Below are 14,785 nucleotides of genomic sequence, written 5' to 3' on the forward strand. Positions count from 1 at the left end.
CCCCGACGACCGCTGTCCATCCCATTAGCCCATCGCCGCCGCGGCGTGGCGCCGCGCGGCGCCGTCGGCTTCGCGCAGGACATCGAGCGAGTCGGCGGCAGTGGCGGGCAGGGCATTGAGGGTGTCTTCCACCAGCGCGGGAATCGACAGGAAAGCGATCCGCCGCTGAAGAAAGGCTGAAACGGCCACTTCGTTGGCCGCGTTGAGCATGGCCGGCGCCGTGCCGCCGGCCTGCAGCGCTTCGAAGGCGAGGCGCAGGCAGGGAAATGCGGCGAGGTCGGGAGCCTCGAAGTCGAGCCGGCCGTGCTGCAGCAAATCCAGTCCCGCTACGCCCGAAGCGATGCGCTGCGGCCAGCCGAAACCCACCGCGAGCGCCGTGCGCATGTCGGGCAGGCCGAGCTGGGCCAGGGTCGAACCGTCGATGAACTCGACCAGCGAGTGCACCAGGCTCTGCGGATGCACGAGCACGTCGATGCGTTCGCGCGGCACCGCGAAGAGGTGATGGGCCTCGATGACTTCCAGCCCTTTGTTCATGAGCGTGGCCGAATCGACTGAGATCTTCGGTCCCATCGACCACTTCGGATGGGCCACGGCCTGTTCGGGCGTGACCGCGGCGAGTTCTGCGCGGCCGCGGCCGCGGAAAGGCCCGCCGGACGCGGTCAGCACGATGCGCTTGAGGCCGGCACGTGCATGCGCGTCGGGCAGGCACTGGAAGATCGCGTTGTGCTCGCTGTCGATCGGCACGATCGTCGCGCCGCTGTCGTGCGCCGTGCGCATGAACAGTTCGCCGGCGAGCACGAGCGATTCCTTGTTCGCCAGCAGCAGGCGCTTGCCGGCCTTCGCCGCCGCCAGGGTCGAGGTCAGCCCGGCGGCGCCGACTATCGCTGCGACAACGGTGTCGCAATGCTCGCTGGCGGCCAGTGCCTCGATCGCCGCTTCGCCCGCGTGCGCCTGCGTGTCCAGACCGGCGTCGCGCAGGCCGTCGCGCAACGCGGCGAACTGCGCCGGGTCGGCGATGACGGCATGCAGCGGGCGATGCGTGCGGCACAGCGCCAGCAGCGCATCGACCTTGCTTCCCGCCGCCAGCACGGTCGCCCGCAGTTGTGCGGGATGGCGCGCGATCACATCCAGCGCCGAGGCGCCGATCGAACCGGTGGCGCCCAGGACGGCGACGTTGCGGGTGGGGAGCTGGGACATCGGGGTCACATCATTTCGTCGTGCCACGTGGCCCGAAGGCCGCGGGGCGGCAGGCTTCAGAAGCCGAACATCGCCTTGCCGATGGCGAATACGGGCAGGGCGGCGAGCACGCCGTCGATGCGGTCCAGGATGCCACCGTGGCCGGGGATCAGGTGGCCCGAATCCTTCACACCCGCGTGGCGCTTGAGCAGGCTTTCGTAGAGATCGCCGATCACCGAGGCGAGCGTGGCCACCAGCGCCACCAGCGCGACCAGCGGCACCTGCGCGGCGGAGGCGCCGGCGAGCAGCGAACCGCAGATGCCGATCAGCACACCGGCCAGGACGCCGCCCGCCAGACCCTCTAAGGTCTTGTTGGGACTAACGCGCGGGGCGAGCTTGCGGCCCTTGAATACCGTGCCGCCGAAATGGCGTCCGGCGAAGTAGGCCGCGCTGTCCGCCGCCCACACGATCGCCAGGGCCGTGAACAGCCAGATGTGGCCGTTGGGCTCGGTCGCATGGATCCAGGCCAGCGCGCACCAGGCCGGGATCACCGCCAGCGCACCCGCGGCCAGCTTGAAGAAGCGTGCCCAGGTTTGGTGATTGCTGGCGAAGTCGTACTGGCGCAACCACAGCAGCGCCAACAGCCACCAGATCACCCCGATGAAGCTGGCGAGCTGGAACAGCACATAGCTGAAGCCCGAAGCGGACCGCGACGCCCAGACGATGGCCACCATCAAGGCCATGTGCGCGACCAACAGCACGGTGCGGGCGAGGGTGTCTTCGATCTCGGCCAGCTCGAACCATTCCCACAGGCCGGCCAGGAAGATCACGGCCGCCAGCGCCACGATCCAGGGCGTGGACAGGAGCAGGATCGCGGCGATCGCGATCGGCGCCATGATCAGGGCGGCCAGCAGGCGGGTTTTGGTCATGCGTCGTTCTCTCGTGGCGGCGTGCGTGCGACCTGTTCGCCGGTCAGGCCGAAGCGGCGCTCACGGCTGGCATAGTCGTCGAGGGCGCGCCGCAGTGTGGCGGCATCGAGGTCCGGCCACAACGTCTCGGTGAACCAAAGCTCGGTATAGGCCAGCTGCCACAGCAGGAAATTGCTCACCCGCGTGTCGCCGCCGGTGCGGATGAAAAGATCGGGTGCGGGCACATCGGCCAACGCTACACGCGCTCCCAGCATGGCCTCGTCGATGGCGTCGGGATCGAGGCGACCGGCGGCGACTTCGCGCGCGAGGGAGCGGGCGGCCTGGGCGATGTCCCAGCGTCCGCCATAGCTCGCGGCGATGCTCAGTTGCAGCCGGGTGTTGCCGGCGGTCTGTGTTTCGGCCGCTTCCATGCGTGCGCGGATCGCTTCGGCGAAGCGATCGCGCTCGCCGATGAAGCGGATACGCACGCCGCGGCGGTCGAGCTCGTCGACTTCGCGCTCCAGCGCGCCCAGGAACAGCTTCATCAGCGCGCCGACTTCCTCTTCGGGCCGGCCCCAGTTCTCGCTGGAAAACGCGAACAGGGTCAGCGCCTGGATGCCGGTGTCGAGGCAGAAGTCGATGCAGACATCGACCGCGCGCGCACCGGCACGGTGACCGATCATGCGCGGACGGCGGCGACGCTGCGCCCAGCGGCCGTTGCCGTCCATGATGACGGCGAGATGGCGGGGAACGGGCGCTGAAGCGGTATCCGAGGGCAGCATTCGTTATTGCCGGGGCGGTACGCGATGGCGGCGGTCGGCGGGAGCCGACGGCGCGCTCAGACCGCCATCAGTTCCTGTTCCTTGGCCTTGACCACGTCCTCGACGTCCTTGATCGCGCTGTCGGTGATCTTCTGGATCTCGCCCTCGGTGCGCGTGACTTCGTCTTCGGTGATCTTCTTTTCCTTCAGCAGTTCCTTGACCTGGCTGTTGGCGTCGCGGCGGATATTGCGGATCGCGACCTTCGCGTCTTCGCCTTCGCTGTGCACCACCTTGGTCAGTTCCTTGCGGCGCTCCTCGGTGAGCGCGGGCAGGTTGAGGCGGATCACGGTGCCGGCGGTATTCGGCGTGAGGCCGAGGTCGGAGGCGAGGATGGCCTTCTCGACCGCACCCACCATGGCCTTTTCCCACGGCGTGATGGTCAGCGAACGCGCATCGGCGACGGCCACGCTGGCGACCTGGCCGAGCGGCATGTCGGAGCCGTAGTAGTTGACCTTGATGGTGTCGACCAGCGCGGTGGACGCGCGGCCGGTGCGGACCTTCACCAGGTCGTGACGCAGGGCTTCGACGCTCTTGGCCATGCGGTTCTGGGCGTCTTTCTTGATGTCGTTGAGCATCGCCGGCTCCGGGGGTATGTGACTGGGCGCGCCAGAGGGCGCTTCGATAGGCGCGGGATTATAGCGGTGGCGAGGCGGGCTGGCCGAAATGCGGTGGTCGGGCCGTAAGGCGCGCCAGCCAGGCCGCGGGTGTCAGTGCGAATGCGAGTGCGGCTGGTGGCGGTGCGATGTGCTGCCGTCGTGAGCCGCCTCGTCGTGAGCCGCGCCATCGTGGGACATGTCGCCGTGCGGCGCGCGGTCGTGGCGATCGTGCTCGCAGCCCATGCCGCGTTCGACCTGCAGCGTGGGGTGGTTGATGCCGAAGCGGTGATCGAGCTCGTGGTTGACGTGATCGATGAAGGCGTCGTGATCGCGGTCGTCCGGCCGCACCAGATGCGCCGTCATCGCGATCTCGCCGGCGCCGAGCGACCAGATGTGCAGATGGTGGACCGCGCCCACGCCGGGCTGCGCGGCGAGAAAGGCCAGTACTTCGTTCTGATCGATGCTGCGCGGCACCGCGTCCATCGCCGCGTCGAAGCTTTCGCGCAGCAAGCCGAAGGCGCCTACCGCGATCACTACGCCGATCAGCAGCGCGGTCACCGGGTCGAGCCATTCCCAGCCCAGCCACCACATGCCCGCACCGGCGAGCACGGCGGCCAGCGACACGGCCGCATCGGCCATCAGATGCAGGAAGGCACCGCGGCGGTTGAGATCGTGCTCGTGGCCTTCGCGCACGAACCACGCCGCGCTGAGGTTCACCAGGATGCCGAGCGCGGCGACGACGATGACGGGCAGCGCGGGGATTTCCGGCGGCGCGGAGAAGCGGCGGATCGCTTCCCAGCCGAGCGCGCCGGAGAAGGCAACCAACAGCAGCGCATTCGCCAGCGGCGACAGCAAGGTGGCGCGGCGCCAGCCATAGGTATGGCGCGCGGTCGGCGGACGCTTGGCGATCGCCGCGGCGCCCCAGGCGAGTGCGAGTCCCAGCACGTCGCCCAGGTTATGCAGCGCATCCGACAGCAGTGCCAGCGAATTGGTGGCGAAGCCGTAGCCGGCTTCCAGTGCGGTATACGCCAGATTGATCAGGGTGACGATGGCGAAAGCGCGCGTCGCGCTGACCCCATGGCCATGCCCGTGTCCGTCGTGGTCGTGATGATGTCCCAGGCCCATGGCGCGATCCTGTCACGCTGACCCGGCGCAACACTATTGCGCGGGGTCGGCGCTCACGTTTTCGGTCACAGGCCGGCGTTGCGGCCTTGCACCAGCGTGCCGATGGTTTCCCCGCGCAGGATGCGCAGCAGCACGCCCGCCTGGCTCATGTCGAAGATGCGCAGCGGCAGGTCGCTGTCGCGGCACAGGGCGAACGCGGCGGTATCCATCACCTGCAGGTTGCGGGCGATGACTTCGTCGTAGCTGAGCTTTTCGAAGCGGACCGCGTCGGTGTGCTTCTTCGGGTCCTTGTCGTAGACGCCGTCGACCTTGGTCGCCTTGAGCAGCAGGTCGGCGCCGATTTCGATCGCGCGCAGCGCGGCGCCCGAGTCGGTGGTGAAGAAGGGGTTGCCGGTGCCCGCGGCGAAGATGGCGATGCGGCCCTTCTCCAGATGACGCACGGCGCGGCGGCGGATGTAGTCCTCGCACACGTCGTTGATCTTGATCGCGCTCATGACGCGGCACTTCGCGCCGAGCTTCTCGAGCGCGTCCTGCATGGCGAGCGCGTTGATCACCGTGGCGAGCATGCCCATCTGGTCGCCGGTGACGCGGTCCATGCCGCCGGCCGCGAGGCCCGCGCCGCGGAAGATGTTGCCGCCGCCGATCACCAGCGCGATTTCCGCGCCGGCCTGCTGCGCCTCGATGACTTCGTGAGCCAGACGATTGAGGACGAGCGGGTCGATGCCGTAGTCCTCGTTACCCATCAGCGCCTCGCCGGACAGTTTCAACACGACACGGCGATAGGCGAGCTGGGACATGGGGCGACCTCGGGGGTTGGCGGCGCGGGAGCAAACGGCGGAATTGTAGCCGATGGCTGACGGCCCGAGCCGGAAGTGTCAAACGGTTTGAAGGACGCTTCCCATACGATCCGGGTGCCTGCAGCCGGCAGGCTTCCAAGAAGGTGTCGAAGTGGCGATAACGAATTTGAGCGAGTTTGTGGAGCAGTCGAAGCAGAAGGACCTCAGTCCCGAGACGTTCGAGCTGGAAAGCTCGCATCTGCTCGAGGTCAAGTTGAATGGCCGGATCTGGGCCAAGGCGGGCTCGATGGTGGCCTACCTCGGCGGGGTCAAGTTCACTCGCCAGGGCTTGCTGGAGCAGGGCCTGGGCAATCTGCTGAAGAAGGCCGTCAGCGGTGAAGGCACGCAGATGATGAAGGTGGAGGGCAACGGCCGCGTCTATATCGCCGATGCGGGCAAGAAGATCACGCTGCTGCGCCTGGGCGGCGAAGCGATCTGTGTCAACGGCAACGATGTACTGGCCTACGAGGACGGCATCCAGTCCGACATCAAGATGATGCGCAAGGTGTCCGGCATGATGTCGGGCGGACTGTTCAATATGCGTCTGGCGGGAAATGGCGTGGTCGCGATCACTTCGCACTACGAACCGCTGACGCTGGCGGTGACGCCGGACCAACCCGTGTTCACGGACCCCAACGCGACCGTGGCCTGGTCCGGCACGCTAACTCCGGACATCGTCACCGACATTTCGCTGGGCACGCTGTTCGGGCGCGGCTCGGGAGAGAGCATCCAGCTGAAGTTCTCGGGCCAGGGCTGGGTGGTCGTGCAGCCGTATGAAGAGGTTTACTTCCAGCAGAACGGTTGAGTGCGCGATCCGGGTACGAAAACCCATTGCCCGAAAAAAATGGCAACAAGAAAAAACCCGCGATTTCTCGCGGGTTTTTTGTCGAAGCGAAAACGCGGTCGCTTAGACCTGCATCGCCTTCTGCACTTCGGCCAGGTAATCCTCCTGGACCTTCTCGATGCCTTCGCCGACCACCAGGCGCTGGAAGCCGATCACGTCGGCGCCGGCGGCCTTCACCGCCTGCTCGACGCTCTGGTCGGAGTTCAGCACGTACGGCTGGCCGTACAGGGTGACTTCGTTGACGATCTTGGCGATCTTGCCGCTGATGATCTTCTCGAGGATCTCGGCCGGCTTCTGCTTGTCCTTCTCGGACATCTTAGCCAGTTCGATTTCCTTTTCCTTCGCCACGAACTCGGCCGGCACATCGGCGGCCTTGTTGTACGGCGGGTTCATCGCGGCGACGTGCATCGCGATGCCGCGAGCCAGTTCGGCGTCGCCGCCCTTGAGCTCGACCAGCACGCCGATCTTGCCGCCGTGCACGTAGGCAGCGACGTTGTTGGCGGTGTCGACGGTGACGACGCGGCGGACCTGGATGTTCTCGCCGAGCTTGGCGATGGCGGCGGCGCGGGCTTCCTCGACGGTTTCGCCCGACGGCAGCTTGGCGGCCTTCACCGCGTCGATGTCCTTGGCGCCGGCGGACAGGGCGGCCTGTGCGACGGCGTCGGTGAACGCGATGAAGTTGCCGTCCTTCGCGACGAAGTCGGTTTCGGAGTTGATCTCGACCAGCACGGCCTTGCCGCCGTTCTGGGCGACGGCCACGCGGCCTTCGGCGGCGACGCGGCTGGCCTTCTTGTCGGCCTTGGCGAGGCCCGACTTGCGCAGCCATTCGGCGGCGGCGTCGATATCGCCGTTGTTCTCGGTGAGCGCCTTCTTGCACTCCATCATGCCGGCGCCGGTGCGCTCGCGCAGTTCCTTGACCAGGGAAGCGGTGATTTCTGCCATGGGGTTACCTCAAAAGATTTGTAGGGCGGGCTCTGCTTTTGGCCAGCAGGCCCGCCGGAATGGCGCGTGCAGGAAGCGGCCTGCACAAACACACTGCGCAATGCAGCCGCGCAGCATGGCGCGGCCGCATTACGTGCGTCTTACTCGGCAGCTTCGGCCTTCTTGCCGGCTTTCTTGGCCGGGGCGCGGCGGGCGCCCTTGTCTTCGCCTTCGGCGGCTTCGACGAACTCTTCTTCGCGGACCGAAGCGGCCTGCGGAGCGGCGGCCTTGCCTTCCAGCACGGAGTCGGCGGCGGCGCGGGCGTACAGCTGCACGGCGCGGATGGCGTCGTCGTTGCCCGGGATGGCGTAGTCGACCAGTTCCGGATCGTAGTTGGTGTCGACGACCGCGATCACCGGGATGCCGAGCTTCTTGGCTTCCTTGATGGCGATGTCTTCATGGCCGACGTCGATCACGAACAGGGCGTCGGGCAGGCGGTTCATTTCCTTGATGCCGCCCAGCGAGGCTTCCAGCTTTTCGCGCTCGCGGCGCAGGGTCAGCACTTCGTGCTTGACCAGCTTCTGGAAGGTGCCGTCGGTTTCAGCGGCTTCCAGTTCCTTCAGGCGGGCGACCGACTTCTTCACGGTGGCGAAGTTGGTCAGGGTGCCGCCCAGCCAGCGCTGGGTCATGAACGGCTGGCCGCAACGCTCGGCTTCTTCCTTGATCGCGTCGCGCGCGGAGCGCTTGGTGCCGACGAACAGGATGACGCCGCGCTTCTGAGCGACGCCCGAGATGAAGTTCATCGCGTCGTTGAACAGCGGAACGGTCTTCTCGAGGTTGATGATGTGGATCTTGCCGCGGGCACCGAAGATGTACGGACCCATCTTGGGGTTCCAGTAGCGGGTCTGGTGGCCGAAATGGACGCCGGCTTCCAGCATCTGGCGCATGGTGATCTGGGGCATTGCAATACTCCGATAGAGAACCGGGCCGCGATTGGAATGGATGCGGCTTGCCATTGAAGGCAACGGTTCCGGGGTTGGGCCTCCCCGCTGCTCCGTGTCCAGATCCTTGCGGTCCGAAGACCCCAAGGACACCCCGGCACGGGCTGTGGCAGCGGGTGTGAATTCGCCTCTGTCGCGGGCGTAGCGGCCTGCGGACTGGCCGCAGAGCCGCGGGATTATGCCGGAGTGGGCGGGTTGGGGCAACCTCGTGGGCTGGGCCTTGGGTCTGGGGGAAGGCTCGAGCAAAGGCCCGTTCACCGGGCGGGCAGTCGGCGCCGGTGGGCAGGCGCGACACGCCGTGAATCCGTCCATGGAGGCTTGTCAGCGGCATCCATGCCGCTGACAGTCGCGCCTACCCACCAGCGCCGCCTGCCCCCACACATCGCGGGCGCTTCTACTAAGAAGCAAAGGCAACTCGCTGCGCTCGCCCCCTCATCTGCCCTTCGGGCATCTTCTCCCCGCACGCGGGGAGAAGAAGAGCGCCTGGCCGAAGCGGCGAACGTCACGCTCGCGGTTAGCGCTGCCCGCCGGGATGGGGGTGGCGGAGAGCGGACCATGGATGGTCCGCGGCCCGACTAAAGGCAGGACTGCCGTCCGGAGGGTCGGAGCCACCCCCATCCCGGCGGGTAGCGCGTCCCTCCGAAGCAGAGCTCCAAAGGCCTAACGCCGGTTCATGCCGCTTCGTTCTGCGGCCAGCAAACCAAGGACCGCCCTACATGGGCGATAATTCGCGCATGCCTATCACCATCAAGACCCCGGACGAGATCGAGAAGATGCGCGTCGCCGGCCGCCTGGCCGCCGAAGTGCTGCAGGTCGTCGCCCCCTACGTGAAGCCCGGCGTGACCACGGCCGAGCTGGACCGCGTCTGCCATGACCACATCGTCAAGGTCCAGAACGCCATCCCGGCCAACGTCGGCTACAAGGGGTTCCCGGCGACCATCTGCACCTCGGTCAACAACGTCATCTGCCACGGCATCCCGAGCGAAGCCAAAGTCCTCAAGGACGGCGACATCATCAATATCGATGTCACCGTCATCAAGGACGGCTGGCACGGCGACACCAGCCGCATGTACATCGCCGGCACCCCGTCGGTGATGGCCAAGCGCCTGATCGACGTGACCCGCGAGGCCATGTTCCGCGGCATCCGCACCGTCAAGCCGGGCACCACGCTCGGCGACATCGGCTACGCCATTCAGCACTATGCCGAAGGCGAGCGCTTCAGCGTAGTGCGCGAGTACTGCGGCCACGGCATCGGCAAGGTCTATCACGAAGACCCGCAGGTGCTGCACTACGGCCGCCCGGGCGAAGGCCTGGTGCTGAAGCCCGGCATGACCTTCACCATCGAACCGATGATCAACGAAGGCCAGCGCCACACCAAGCTGCTGCCGGATGGCTGGACCGTCGTGACCAAGGACCGCAAGTTGTCCGCGCAGTGGGAGCACACGGTTGCCGTGACCGACACCGGCGTCGAGATCCTTACGCGGCTGCCAGGCGACGACAACGACCTGTGAGCACGCCGGCGGCCGCCCAGATCGATCCGGTCGCCGACGCGCAATGGGCTGCGGCGACGCGTAGCGCGATCGCCGAAAGCGATGCCGCCCTGGCCGCGCGCTTCGACGATAACGGCGACATCGACCGTCTGCTCGCCGCGCGCGCGCAGAAGGTCGACGCGGTCGTGCGCGAAGCCTGGTCTCACTGCCTGCCGCAGGATGCGGCGCTGTCGTTGTTCGCCGTGGGCGGTTACGGACGCGGTGAGCTGTTCCCGCAGTCCGACATCGACCTGCTGGTGTTCGGCGATGCGCAGGCGCAGGCCGCGCACGCGGACGCGCTGGCGCGCTTCTTCACCTTGCTGTGGGACGCCGGCCTGCCGGTCGGCCATGCCGTGCGCTCGGCCGAGGAATGCACGCGCGCGGCGCTCGACGACATCACCGTGCTCACCGCGCTGCTCGAAGCGCGCATGCTCGCCGCGGATCTCGATGCCGCTTCGCAACTGGCCCACGCCGTCTCGCCCAACCTGATCTGGCCGGCGCGCGACTACTTCTCCGCCAAGCGCGAGGAACAGCGCGCACGCCATGCCCGCTTCGGCGACACCGCCGACAACCTGGAACCGAACATCAAGGAAGGCCCAGGCGGCCTGCGCGATCTGCACACCCTGCGCTGGGTCGCGCTGCGCATCATCGGCACCTGGGATCCGGATTCGCTGATGGCGATCGGCCAGCTCGGCACCGACGAGTTCGCCACGCTGGAGCGCGAGCGCCGCGTGCTTTCGCGACTTCGCTTCGGCCTGCATCTGGTCGCCGGCAAGCGCGAAGAACGCTTGCGCTTCGACTACCAGAAGCTGCTGGCCGCGCGCCTGGGCCACGTCGACAACGCGGACAATCTCGCGGTCGAGCAGATGATGCAGGAGTTCTACCGCGCCGCCGCGCGCATCCTGCGCATCGGCGACCGGTTGTTGCAACGCTTCGAGGAGCAGTTGGAGGGCGAGGGCGAACCGCAACCGCTCGATGACCTGTTCGAGTTGCGTCGCGGTTATCTCGCCGCGCGCGATGCGCAGTGGCCGCGCGACATGGACGAGCTGTTCCTGCTGTTCGCGGCCTGGGCGGGCAACGCGGACGTGCGCGGCCTGCATTCGCAGACGGCGCGTGCGCTGGCGGAAGCGCTGGGCCGCATCCCGCCGTTCTTCGATGCCGCACCGGAATTGCGTCAGCGGTTCATGCGCCTGCTGCGTGGGCCGAACGCGGTGGCCACGGTTTCGCGAATGGCGCGCCTGGGCGTGCTCGGACGTTGGATACCGGCGTTCTTCCAGGTCACCGGGCGCATGCAGTTCGATCTGTTCCATGTGTTCACGGTCGATCAGCACACGCTGGCGGTGCTGCAGAACATCGCCTCGTTCGCTTCAGCCGCACAGGACGAACGCTTCGGCCTCGCGCACCAGGTCTGGCCGCGTCTGCGCAAACCGGAACTGTTGCTGCTTGCGGGCCTCTTCCACGATATCGCCAAGGGCCGCGGCGGCGATCACTCCGAACTGGGCGCCGTCGATGCGCGCGAATTCTGCGCAGCGCATGAACTATCCGAAGGCGACACCGCCCTGGTCGAATGGCTGGTGCGCCAGCATCTGTTGATGTCGGTGACGGCGCAGAAGCAGGACATCGCCGATCCGGAGGTGATCCATCGTTTCGCCACGCGGGTGGCGGACCGTGAGCGGCTCGATCATCTGTATCTGCTCACCTGCGCCGACATCGCCGGTACCTCGCCGAAGCTGTGGAACGCGTGGAAGGACCGGCTGCTGGCCGATCTGTACACGGCGACGCGCCTGGCCTTGCGCCGCGGCCTGGAAAACCCGGTCGCCGCCGACGAACGCCGCGAAGAAACCCGGGCCGAGGCGCGGGCCACGCTGACCGCCTTCGGCAGCAGCGACGCGGACGTCGACGCGCTGTTCGCGCGCATGCCGCAGGTCGGGTTCGAACGTAGCCGTCCCGACCAGATCGCCTGGCAAGCCGCGTCGCTGCGCGAAGTCGCCGTCGGCGAAGGCTGCGTGCGCGCGCGCCCGGTAAGTGGCGACGAGGGCGCGCTGGAAGTGTTCGTGCATTCGCCCGATCGCGACGGTCTGTTCGCCGCGATCGTGGCGACGCTCGATCGCGCTGGCCTCGCCATTCAGCAGGCGCGTGTACTCGATGGCCCGCATGGCATGGTTTTCGACAGCTTCGAAGTCGTGCCGAGCGATCTGCGCCACACGGCGATGGCGGAAGACGTCGAGCGACGGCTCGCGCAGGCGCTCGCCGGGTCGCTCGATTGCATCCGTCCGACGCGACGCACGCAGCCGCGCCATCTGCGCCATTTCCGCATCGCGGCGCAGATCGGTTTCGGCGACGTCGCCGGCGGCAAGGCGGGCCGCACCATGCTCAGCCTGGTCTGCAACGACCGCCCCGGCCTGCTTGCCGATGTCGCCCAGGTGCTGCGCCAGCAGCAGCTGCGCGTGCACGATGCGCGCATCGCCACCTTCGGCGAGCGCGCCGAGGACGTGTTCCAGATCACCGACCAGCGCGACCAACCGCTGGACGAAACGCAACAGCAGGCACTGCGCACCGCGCTGCTCGCCTGCCTCGATGGAGAAAAGCAATGACGTCAACGAAGCCGGCCCGCAAGGTCGCGAAGAAGACCACGCCGAAGGGGCCGGGGGTGGACGAACTGAAGTTCATGGTCGAGAGCGCCTTCGAGCGCCGCACGATGCTGACGATCGACGAGATCGACGGCTCCACGCGCCCGACCGTGGAGCGCGTGATCGAAGGCCTGGAGAAGGGCGAGTTCCGCGTCGCCGAACCCGACGGCAAGGGCGGCTGGAAGGTCAACGAATGGCTGAAGAAGGCCGTGCTGCTGTATTTCCGCGTCAACGAGATGCAACTGGTCGACGCGCAGCCGGCGCCGTTCTGGGACAAGGTCCCCGCACGCTTCGCCGGCTATCACGAGAGCGACTTCCGCAAGCTCGGCGCACGCGTGGTGCCGGGGGCGATCGCCCGCCGCGGCGCGCATATCGGCAAGGACGTGGTGCTGATGCCGAGCTTCGTCAACATCGGCGCCCATGTCGGCGAGGGCACGATGGTCGACACCTGGGCGACGGTGGGTTCGTGCGCGCAGGTCGGCAAGCACTGCCATCTGTCCGGCGGCGCCGGCATCGGCGGCGTGCTGGAACCGCTGCAGGCGTCCCCGACGATCATCGAGGATCACTGCTTCATCGGCGCGCGTTCGGAAGTGGTGGAAGGTTTTGTCGTCGGCCACCACAGCGTGATCGGCATGGGCGTGTTCCTCGGCCAGAGCACGCGCGTTTACAACCGCATGACCGGCGAAATCACCTACGGCTCGGTGCCCCCGTACAGCGTCGTGGTGTCCGGCCAGCTTCCGGCGAAAGATGGCTCGCACTCGCTGTACTGCGCGGTGATCGTCAAGCAGGTGGATGCGAAGACGCGTTCGAAGACCTCGATCAACGATTTGCTGCGTGGTCTGGCCGAGTAACCGCATGACGACCCTCTACGGCCTCAACAACTGCGACACCTGCAAGAAGGCGCGCAAGTGGCTCGACCGCTTCGGCATCGCGCATAGCTTCGTCGATTACCGCGACGACCGGCAGTCACCGGAGACGCTGTTCGCGTGGAGGGACAAGCTCGGCGGCTGGGACGCGATGATCAACAAATCCTCCACCACCTGGCGCACGTTGCCGGAGAACCGCAGGACGCCTGGTTCGGACGCGGAGTGGAAACTGCTGCTCAAGGAATACCCGCAGCTGATCCGCCGCCCGGTCGTGGTCACCGACGACGGTGCGGTCACGCAGGGCTTCAGCGACAACGCCTTCAAGCTGCGTTTCGGCATCGGCAAGTGAGCGCGGCGGAATGAGCGAAGTCGTCAATCTCACCAAGGAACTCATCACCCGGCCGTCGATCACCACCGACGACGCCGGCTGCCAGCAACTCATCGCCGAGCGTCTGCAACGTGCGGGTTTCCGCTGCGAGCACCTGCGCTTCGGCGACGTCGACAATCTGTGGGCGACGCACGGCGAAGGCGCGCCGACGCTGGTGCTGCTCGGCCATACCGACGTCGTGCCGCCGGGCCCGCGCGAGGCCTGGGCGAGTGACCCCTTCGTGCCGGAAGTGCGCGATGGTCTGCTGTACGGCCGTGGTGCCGCGGACATGAAGGGCAGCGTCGCGGCTTTCGTGATCGCACTGGAGCGTTTCGTCGCCACGCACCCGGAGCATCGCGGCCGTGTCGGCCTGCTGCTGACTTCGGACGAGGAGGGCGATGCGATCGATGGCGTCCGCAAGGTCGCCGACCTCTTCCGCGAGCGCGGCGAACGCATCGACTGGTGCGTGACCGGCGAACCCTCGTCGACGCGCAAGCTCGGCGACCTGCTGCGCGTCGGCCGTCGCGGCACGCTGTCGGCAACGTTGACCGTGCGCGGCATCCAGGGCCACGTCGCCTATCCGGAAAAGGCGCGCAACCCGATCCATCAGGCGATGCCCGCGCTCACCGAACTCGCATCGCAGCGCTGGGACGACGGCTACGAGACGTTCCCGCCCACCAGCCTGCAGATCAGCAACATCAACGCCGGCACCGGCGCCAACAACGTCATTCCCGGCGAGCTGCGCGTGCTGTTCAACCTGCGCTTCAACCCGAACTGGCGTGCCGCGCAACTGGAGCAGGAATGCGAGGCGGTGCTGCGCGCGCATGGGCTGGAGTACGACGTGCACTGGCATCGCGGCGGCGAACCGTTCCATACGCCGGAAGGGCTGTTGCGAGCGAACGCACGCGACGTGCTGGCGAAGTTCAGCGGCGAGGCGCCGGAAGAAAGCACCGGCGGCGGCACGTCGGATGCGCGCTTCATCGCGCCATTGGGTGCGCAGTGCATCGAGATCGGGCCGGTCAACGCGAGCATCCACAAGGTGGATGAGCATGTGGCGGTGGCGGATCTGGAGGTGTTGCCGGATCTGTATCTGGAGTTGATTGCGCGGATGTTGGCGTAAACCCGTAGAGCAAAAGCGCCCCTCATCCGCCCCTGCGAGGCACCT

At 67.1% G+C, this 14,785-nt stretch carries 14 protein-coding genes; 6 read left to right on the forward strand and 8 right to left on the reverse strand.

The genetic code is table 11. The features are described from left to right. Positions 1–24 precede the first annotated feature (24 nt). The 6 genes from ACYVJ8_RS02220 to pyrH all read right to left on the reverse strand — a co-directional run bounded on the left by ACYVJ8_RS02220 (position 25) and on the right by pyrH (position 5,423). Positions 25–1,197: a 1-deoxy-D-xylulose-5-phosphate reductoisomerase gene (locus ACYVJ8_RS02220; protein WP_460709263.1), complete on the reverse strand. Its 1,173-nt coding sequence runs from the start codon at positions 1,195–1,197 to the stop codon at positions 25–27. A 56-nt stretch (positions 1,198–1,253) separates the two neighbouring features. Next, a complete protein-coding gene (locus ACYVJ8_RS02225; RefSeq protein ID WP_460709264.1) occupies positions 1,254–2,105 on the reverse strand; it encodes a phosphatidate cytidylyltransferase in 852 nt (283 codons plus the stop codon). After that, positions 2,102–2,866, reverse strand: a complete 765-nt coding sequence (gene uppS / locus ACYVJ8_RS02230; protein ID WP_460709265.1) for a polyprenyl diphosphate synthase — start codon at positions 2,864–2,866, stop codon at positions 2,102–2,104. The genes ACYVJ8_RS02225 and uppS overlap by 4 nt, the downstream gene beginning before the upstream one ends. A 56-nt stretch (positions 2,867–2,922) precedes the next feature. Beyond that, positions 2,923–3,480 carry a ribosome recycling factor gene (frr, locus tag ACYVJ8_RS02235; protein ID WP_460709266.1) on the reverse strand — a complete coding sequence of 186 codons (558 nt, stop codon included), beginning with the start codon at positions 3,478–3,480 and terminating at the stop codon, positions 2,923–2,925. A 132-nt stretch (positions 3,481–3,612) separates the two neighbouring features. Beyond that, a complete protein-coding gene (locus ACYVJ8_RS02240; RefSeq protein ID WP_460709267.1) occupies positions 3,613–4,626 on the reverse strand; it encodes a cation diffusion facilitator family transporter in 1,014 nt (337 codons plus the stop codon). A 65-nt stretch (positions 4,627–4,691) separates the two neighbouring features. Further along, positions 4,692–5,423: a UMP kinase gene (pyrH, locus tag ACYVJ8_RS02245; RefSeq protein WP_460709268.1), complete on the reverse strand. Its 732-nt coding sequence runs from the start codon at positions 5,421–5,423 to the stop codon at positions 4,692–4,694. 151 nt (positions 5,424–5,574) lie between these two features. On the opposite strand from pyrH, the gene ACYVJ8_RS02250 reads away from it, so the two are divergent. Beyond that, a complete protein-coding gene (locus tag ACYVJ8_RS02250; RefSeq protein WP_460709269.1) occupies positions 5,575–6,267 on the forward strand; it encodes an AIM24 family protein in 693 nt (230 codons plus the stop codon). Positions 6,268–6,369: 102 nt separating this feature from the next. On the opposite strand, the gene tsf is transcribed toward ACYVJ8_RS02250, so the two are convergent. Both tsf and rpsB read right to left on the reverse strand, forming a co-directional pair. Beyond that, positions 6,370–7,248, reverse strand: coding sequence for a translation elongation factor Ts (tsf, locus tag ACYVJ8_RS02255; protein WP_460709270.1), 879 nt, complete (start codon positions 7,246–7,248; stop codon positions 6,370–6,372). A gap of 140 nt (positions 7,249–7,388) precedes the next feature. Continuing rightward, positions 7,389–8,189: a 30S ribosomal protein S2 gene (gene rpsB / locus ACYVJ8_RS02260; RefSeq protein ID WP_460709271.1), complete on the reverse strand. Its 801-nt coding sequence runs from the start codon at positions 8,187–8,189 to the stop codon at positions 7,389–7,391. A 773-nt stretch (positions 8,190–8,962) separates the two neighbouring features. Between rpsB and map the strand changes: the two genes are divergently transcribed. Genes map through dapE form a run of 5 tightly spaced genes read left to right on the forward strand, consistent with a single transcriptional unit; the run spans position 8,963 to position 14,740 of the window. Then, the gene (gene map / locus ACYVJ8_RS02265; protein WP_460709272.1) at positions 8,963–9,739 is read left to right on the forward strand and encodes a type I methionyl aminopeptidase; all 777 of its coding nucleotides are present in this window, start codon (positions 8,963–8,965) and stop codon (positions 9,737–9,739) included. Beyond that, the gene (gene glnD, locus ACYVJ8_RS02270; protein ID WP_460709273.1) at positions 9,736–12,351 is read left to right on the forward strand and encodes a [protein-PII] uridylyltransferase; all 2,616 of its coding nucleotides are present in this window, start codon (positions 9,736–9,738) and stop codon (positions 12,349–12,351) included. Before map ends, glnD begins: the two co-directional genes overlap by 4 nt. Next, positions 12,327–13,238 (forward strand): 2,3,4,5-tetrahydropyridine-2,6-dicarboxylate N-succinyltransferase, encoded by a 912-nt coding sequence (dapD, locus tag ACYVJ8_RS02275; protein WP_460710998.1) that lies wholly within the window; start codon positions 12,327–12,329, stop codon positions 13,236–13,238. Before glnD ends, dapD begins: the two co-directional genes overlap by 25 nt. Before the next feature lie 4 nt (positions 13,239–13,242). After that, entirely contained in the window at positions 13,243–13,602 is a 360-nt protein-coding gene (locus tag ACYVJ8_RS02280; RefSeq protein ID WP_460709274.1) for a Spx/MgsR family RNA polymerase-binding regulatory protein, read from the forward strand. A 10-nt stretch (positions 13,603–13,612) separates the two neighbouring features. After that, positions 13,613–14,740: a succinyl-diaminopimelate desuccinylase gene (gene dapE, locus ACYVJ8_RS02285; RefSeq protein ID WP_460709275.1), complete on the forward strand. Its 1,128-nt coding sequence runs from the start codon at positions 13,613–13,615 to the stop codon at positions 14,738–14,740. Positions 14,741–14,785: the final 45 nt, after the last annotated feature.

Source organism: Lysobacter terrae (genome assembly GCF_054782215.1).

What these genes read in the sequence shown, in the direction of transcription:
- ACYVJ8_RS02220 (WP_460709263.1), bottom strand. Translation starts at nt 1,197, where the DNA reads ATGTCCCAGCTCCCCACCCGCAACGTCGCCGTCCTGGGCGCCACCGGT.
- ACYVJ8_RS02225 (WP_460709264.1), bottom strand. Translation starts at nt 2,105, where the DNA reads ATGACCAAAACCCGCCTGCTGGCCGCCCTGATCATGGCGCCGATCGCG.
- uppS (WP_460709265.1), bottom strand. Translation starts at nt 2,866, where the DNA reads ATGCTGCCCTCGGATACCGCTTCAGCGCCCGTTCCCCGCCATCTCGCC.
- frr (WP_460709266.1), bottom strand. Translation starts at nt 3,480, where the DNA reads ATGCTCAACGACATCAAGAAAGACGCCCAGAACCGCATGGCCAAGAGC.
- ACYVJ8_RS02240 (WP_460709267.1), bottom strand. Translation starts at nt 4,626, where the DNA reads ATGGGCCTGGGACATCATCACGACCACGACGGACACGGGCATGGCCAT.
- pyrH (WP_460709268.1), bottom strand. Translation starts at nt 5,423, where the DNA reads ATGTCCCAGCTCGCCTATCGCCGTGTCGTGTTGAAACTGTCCGGCGAG.
- tsf (WP_460709270.1), bottom strand. Translation starts at nt 7,248, where the DNA reads ATGGCAGAAATCACCGCTTCCCTGGTCAAGGAACTGCGCGAGCGCACC.
- rpsB (WP_460709271.1), bottom strand. Translation starts at nt 8,189, where the DNA reads ATGCCCCAGATCACCATGCGCCAGATGCTGGAAGCCGGCGTCCATTTC.
- map (WP_460709272.1), top strand. Translation starts at nt 8,963, where the DNA reads ATGCCTATCACCATCAAGACCCCGGACGAGATCGAGAAGATGCGCGTC.
- ACYVJ8_RS02280 (WP_460709274.1), top strand. Translation starts at nt 13,243, where the DNA reads ATGACGACCCTCTACGGCCTCAACAACTGCGACACCTGCAAGAAGGCG.
- dapE (WP_460709275.1), top strand. Translation starts at nt 13,613, where the DNA reads ATGAGCGAAGTCGTCAATCTCACCAAGGAACTCATCACCCGGCCGTCG.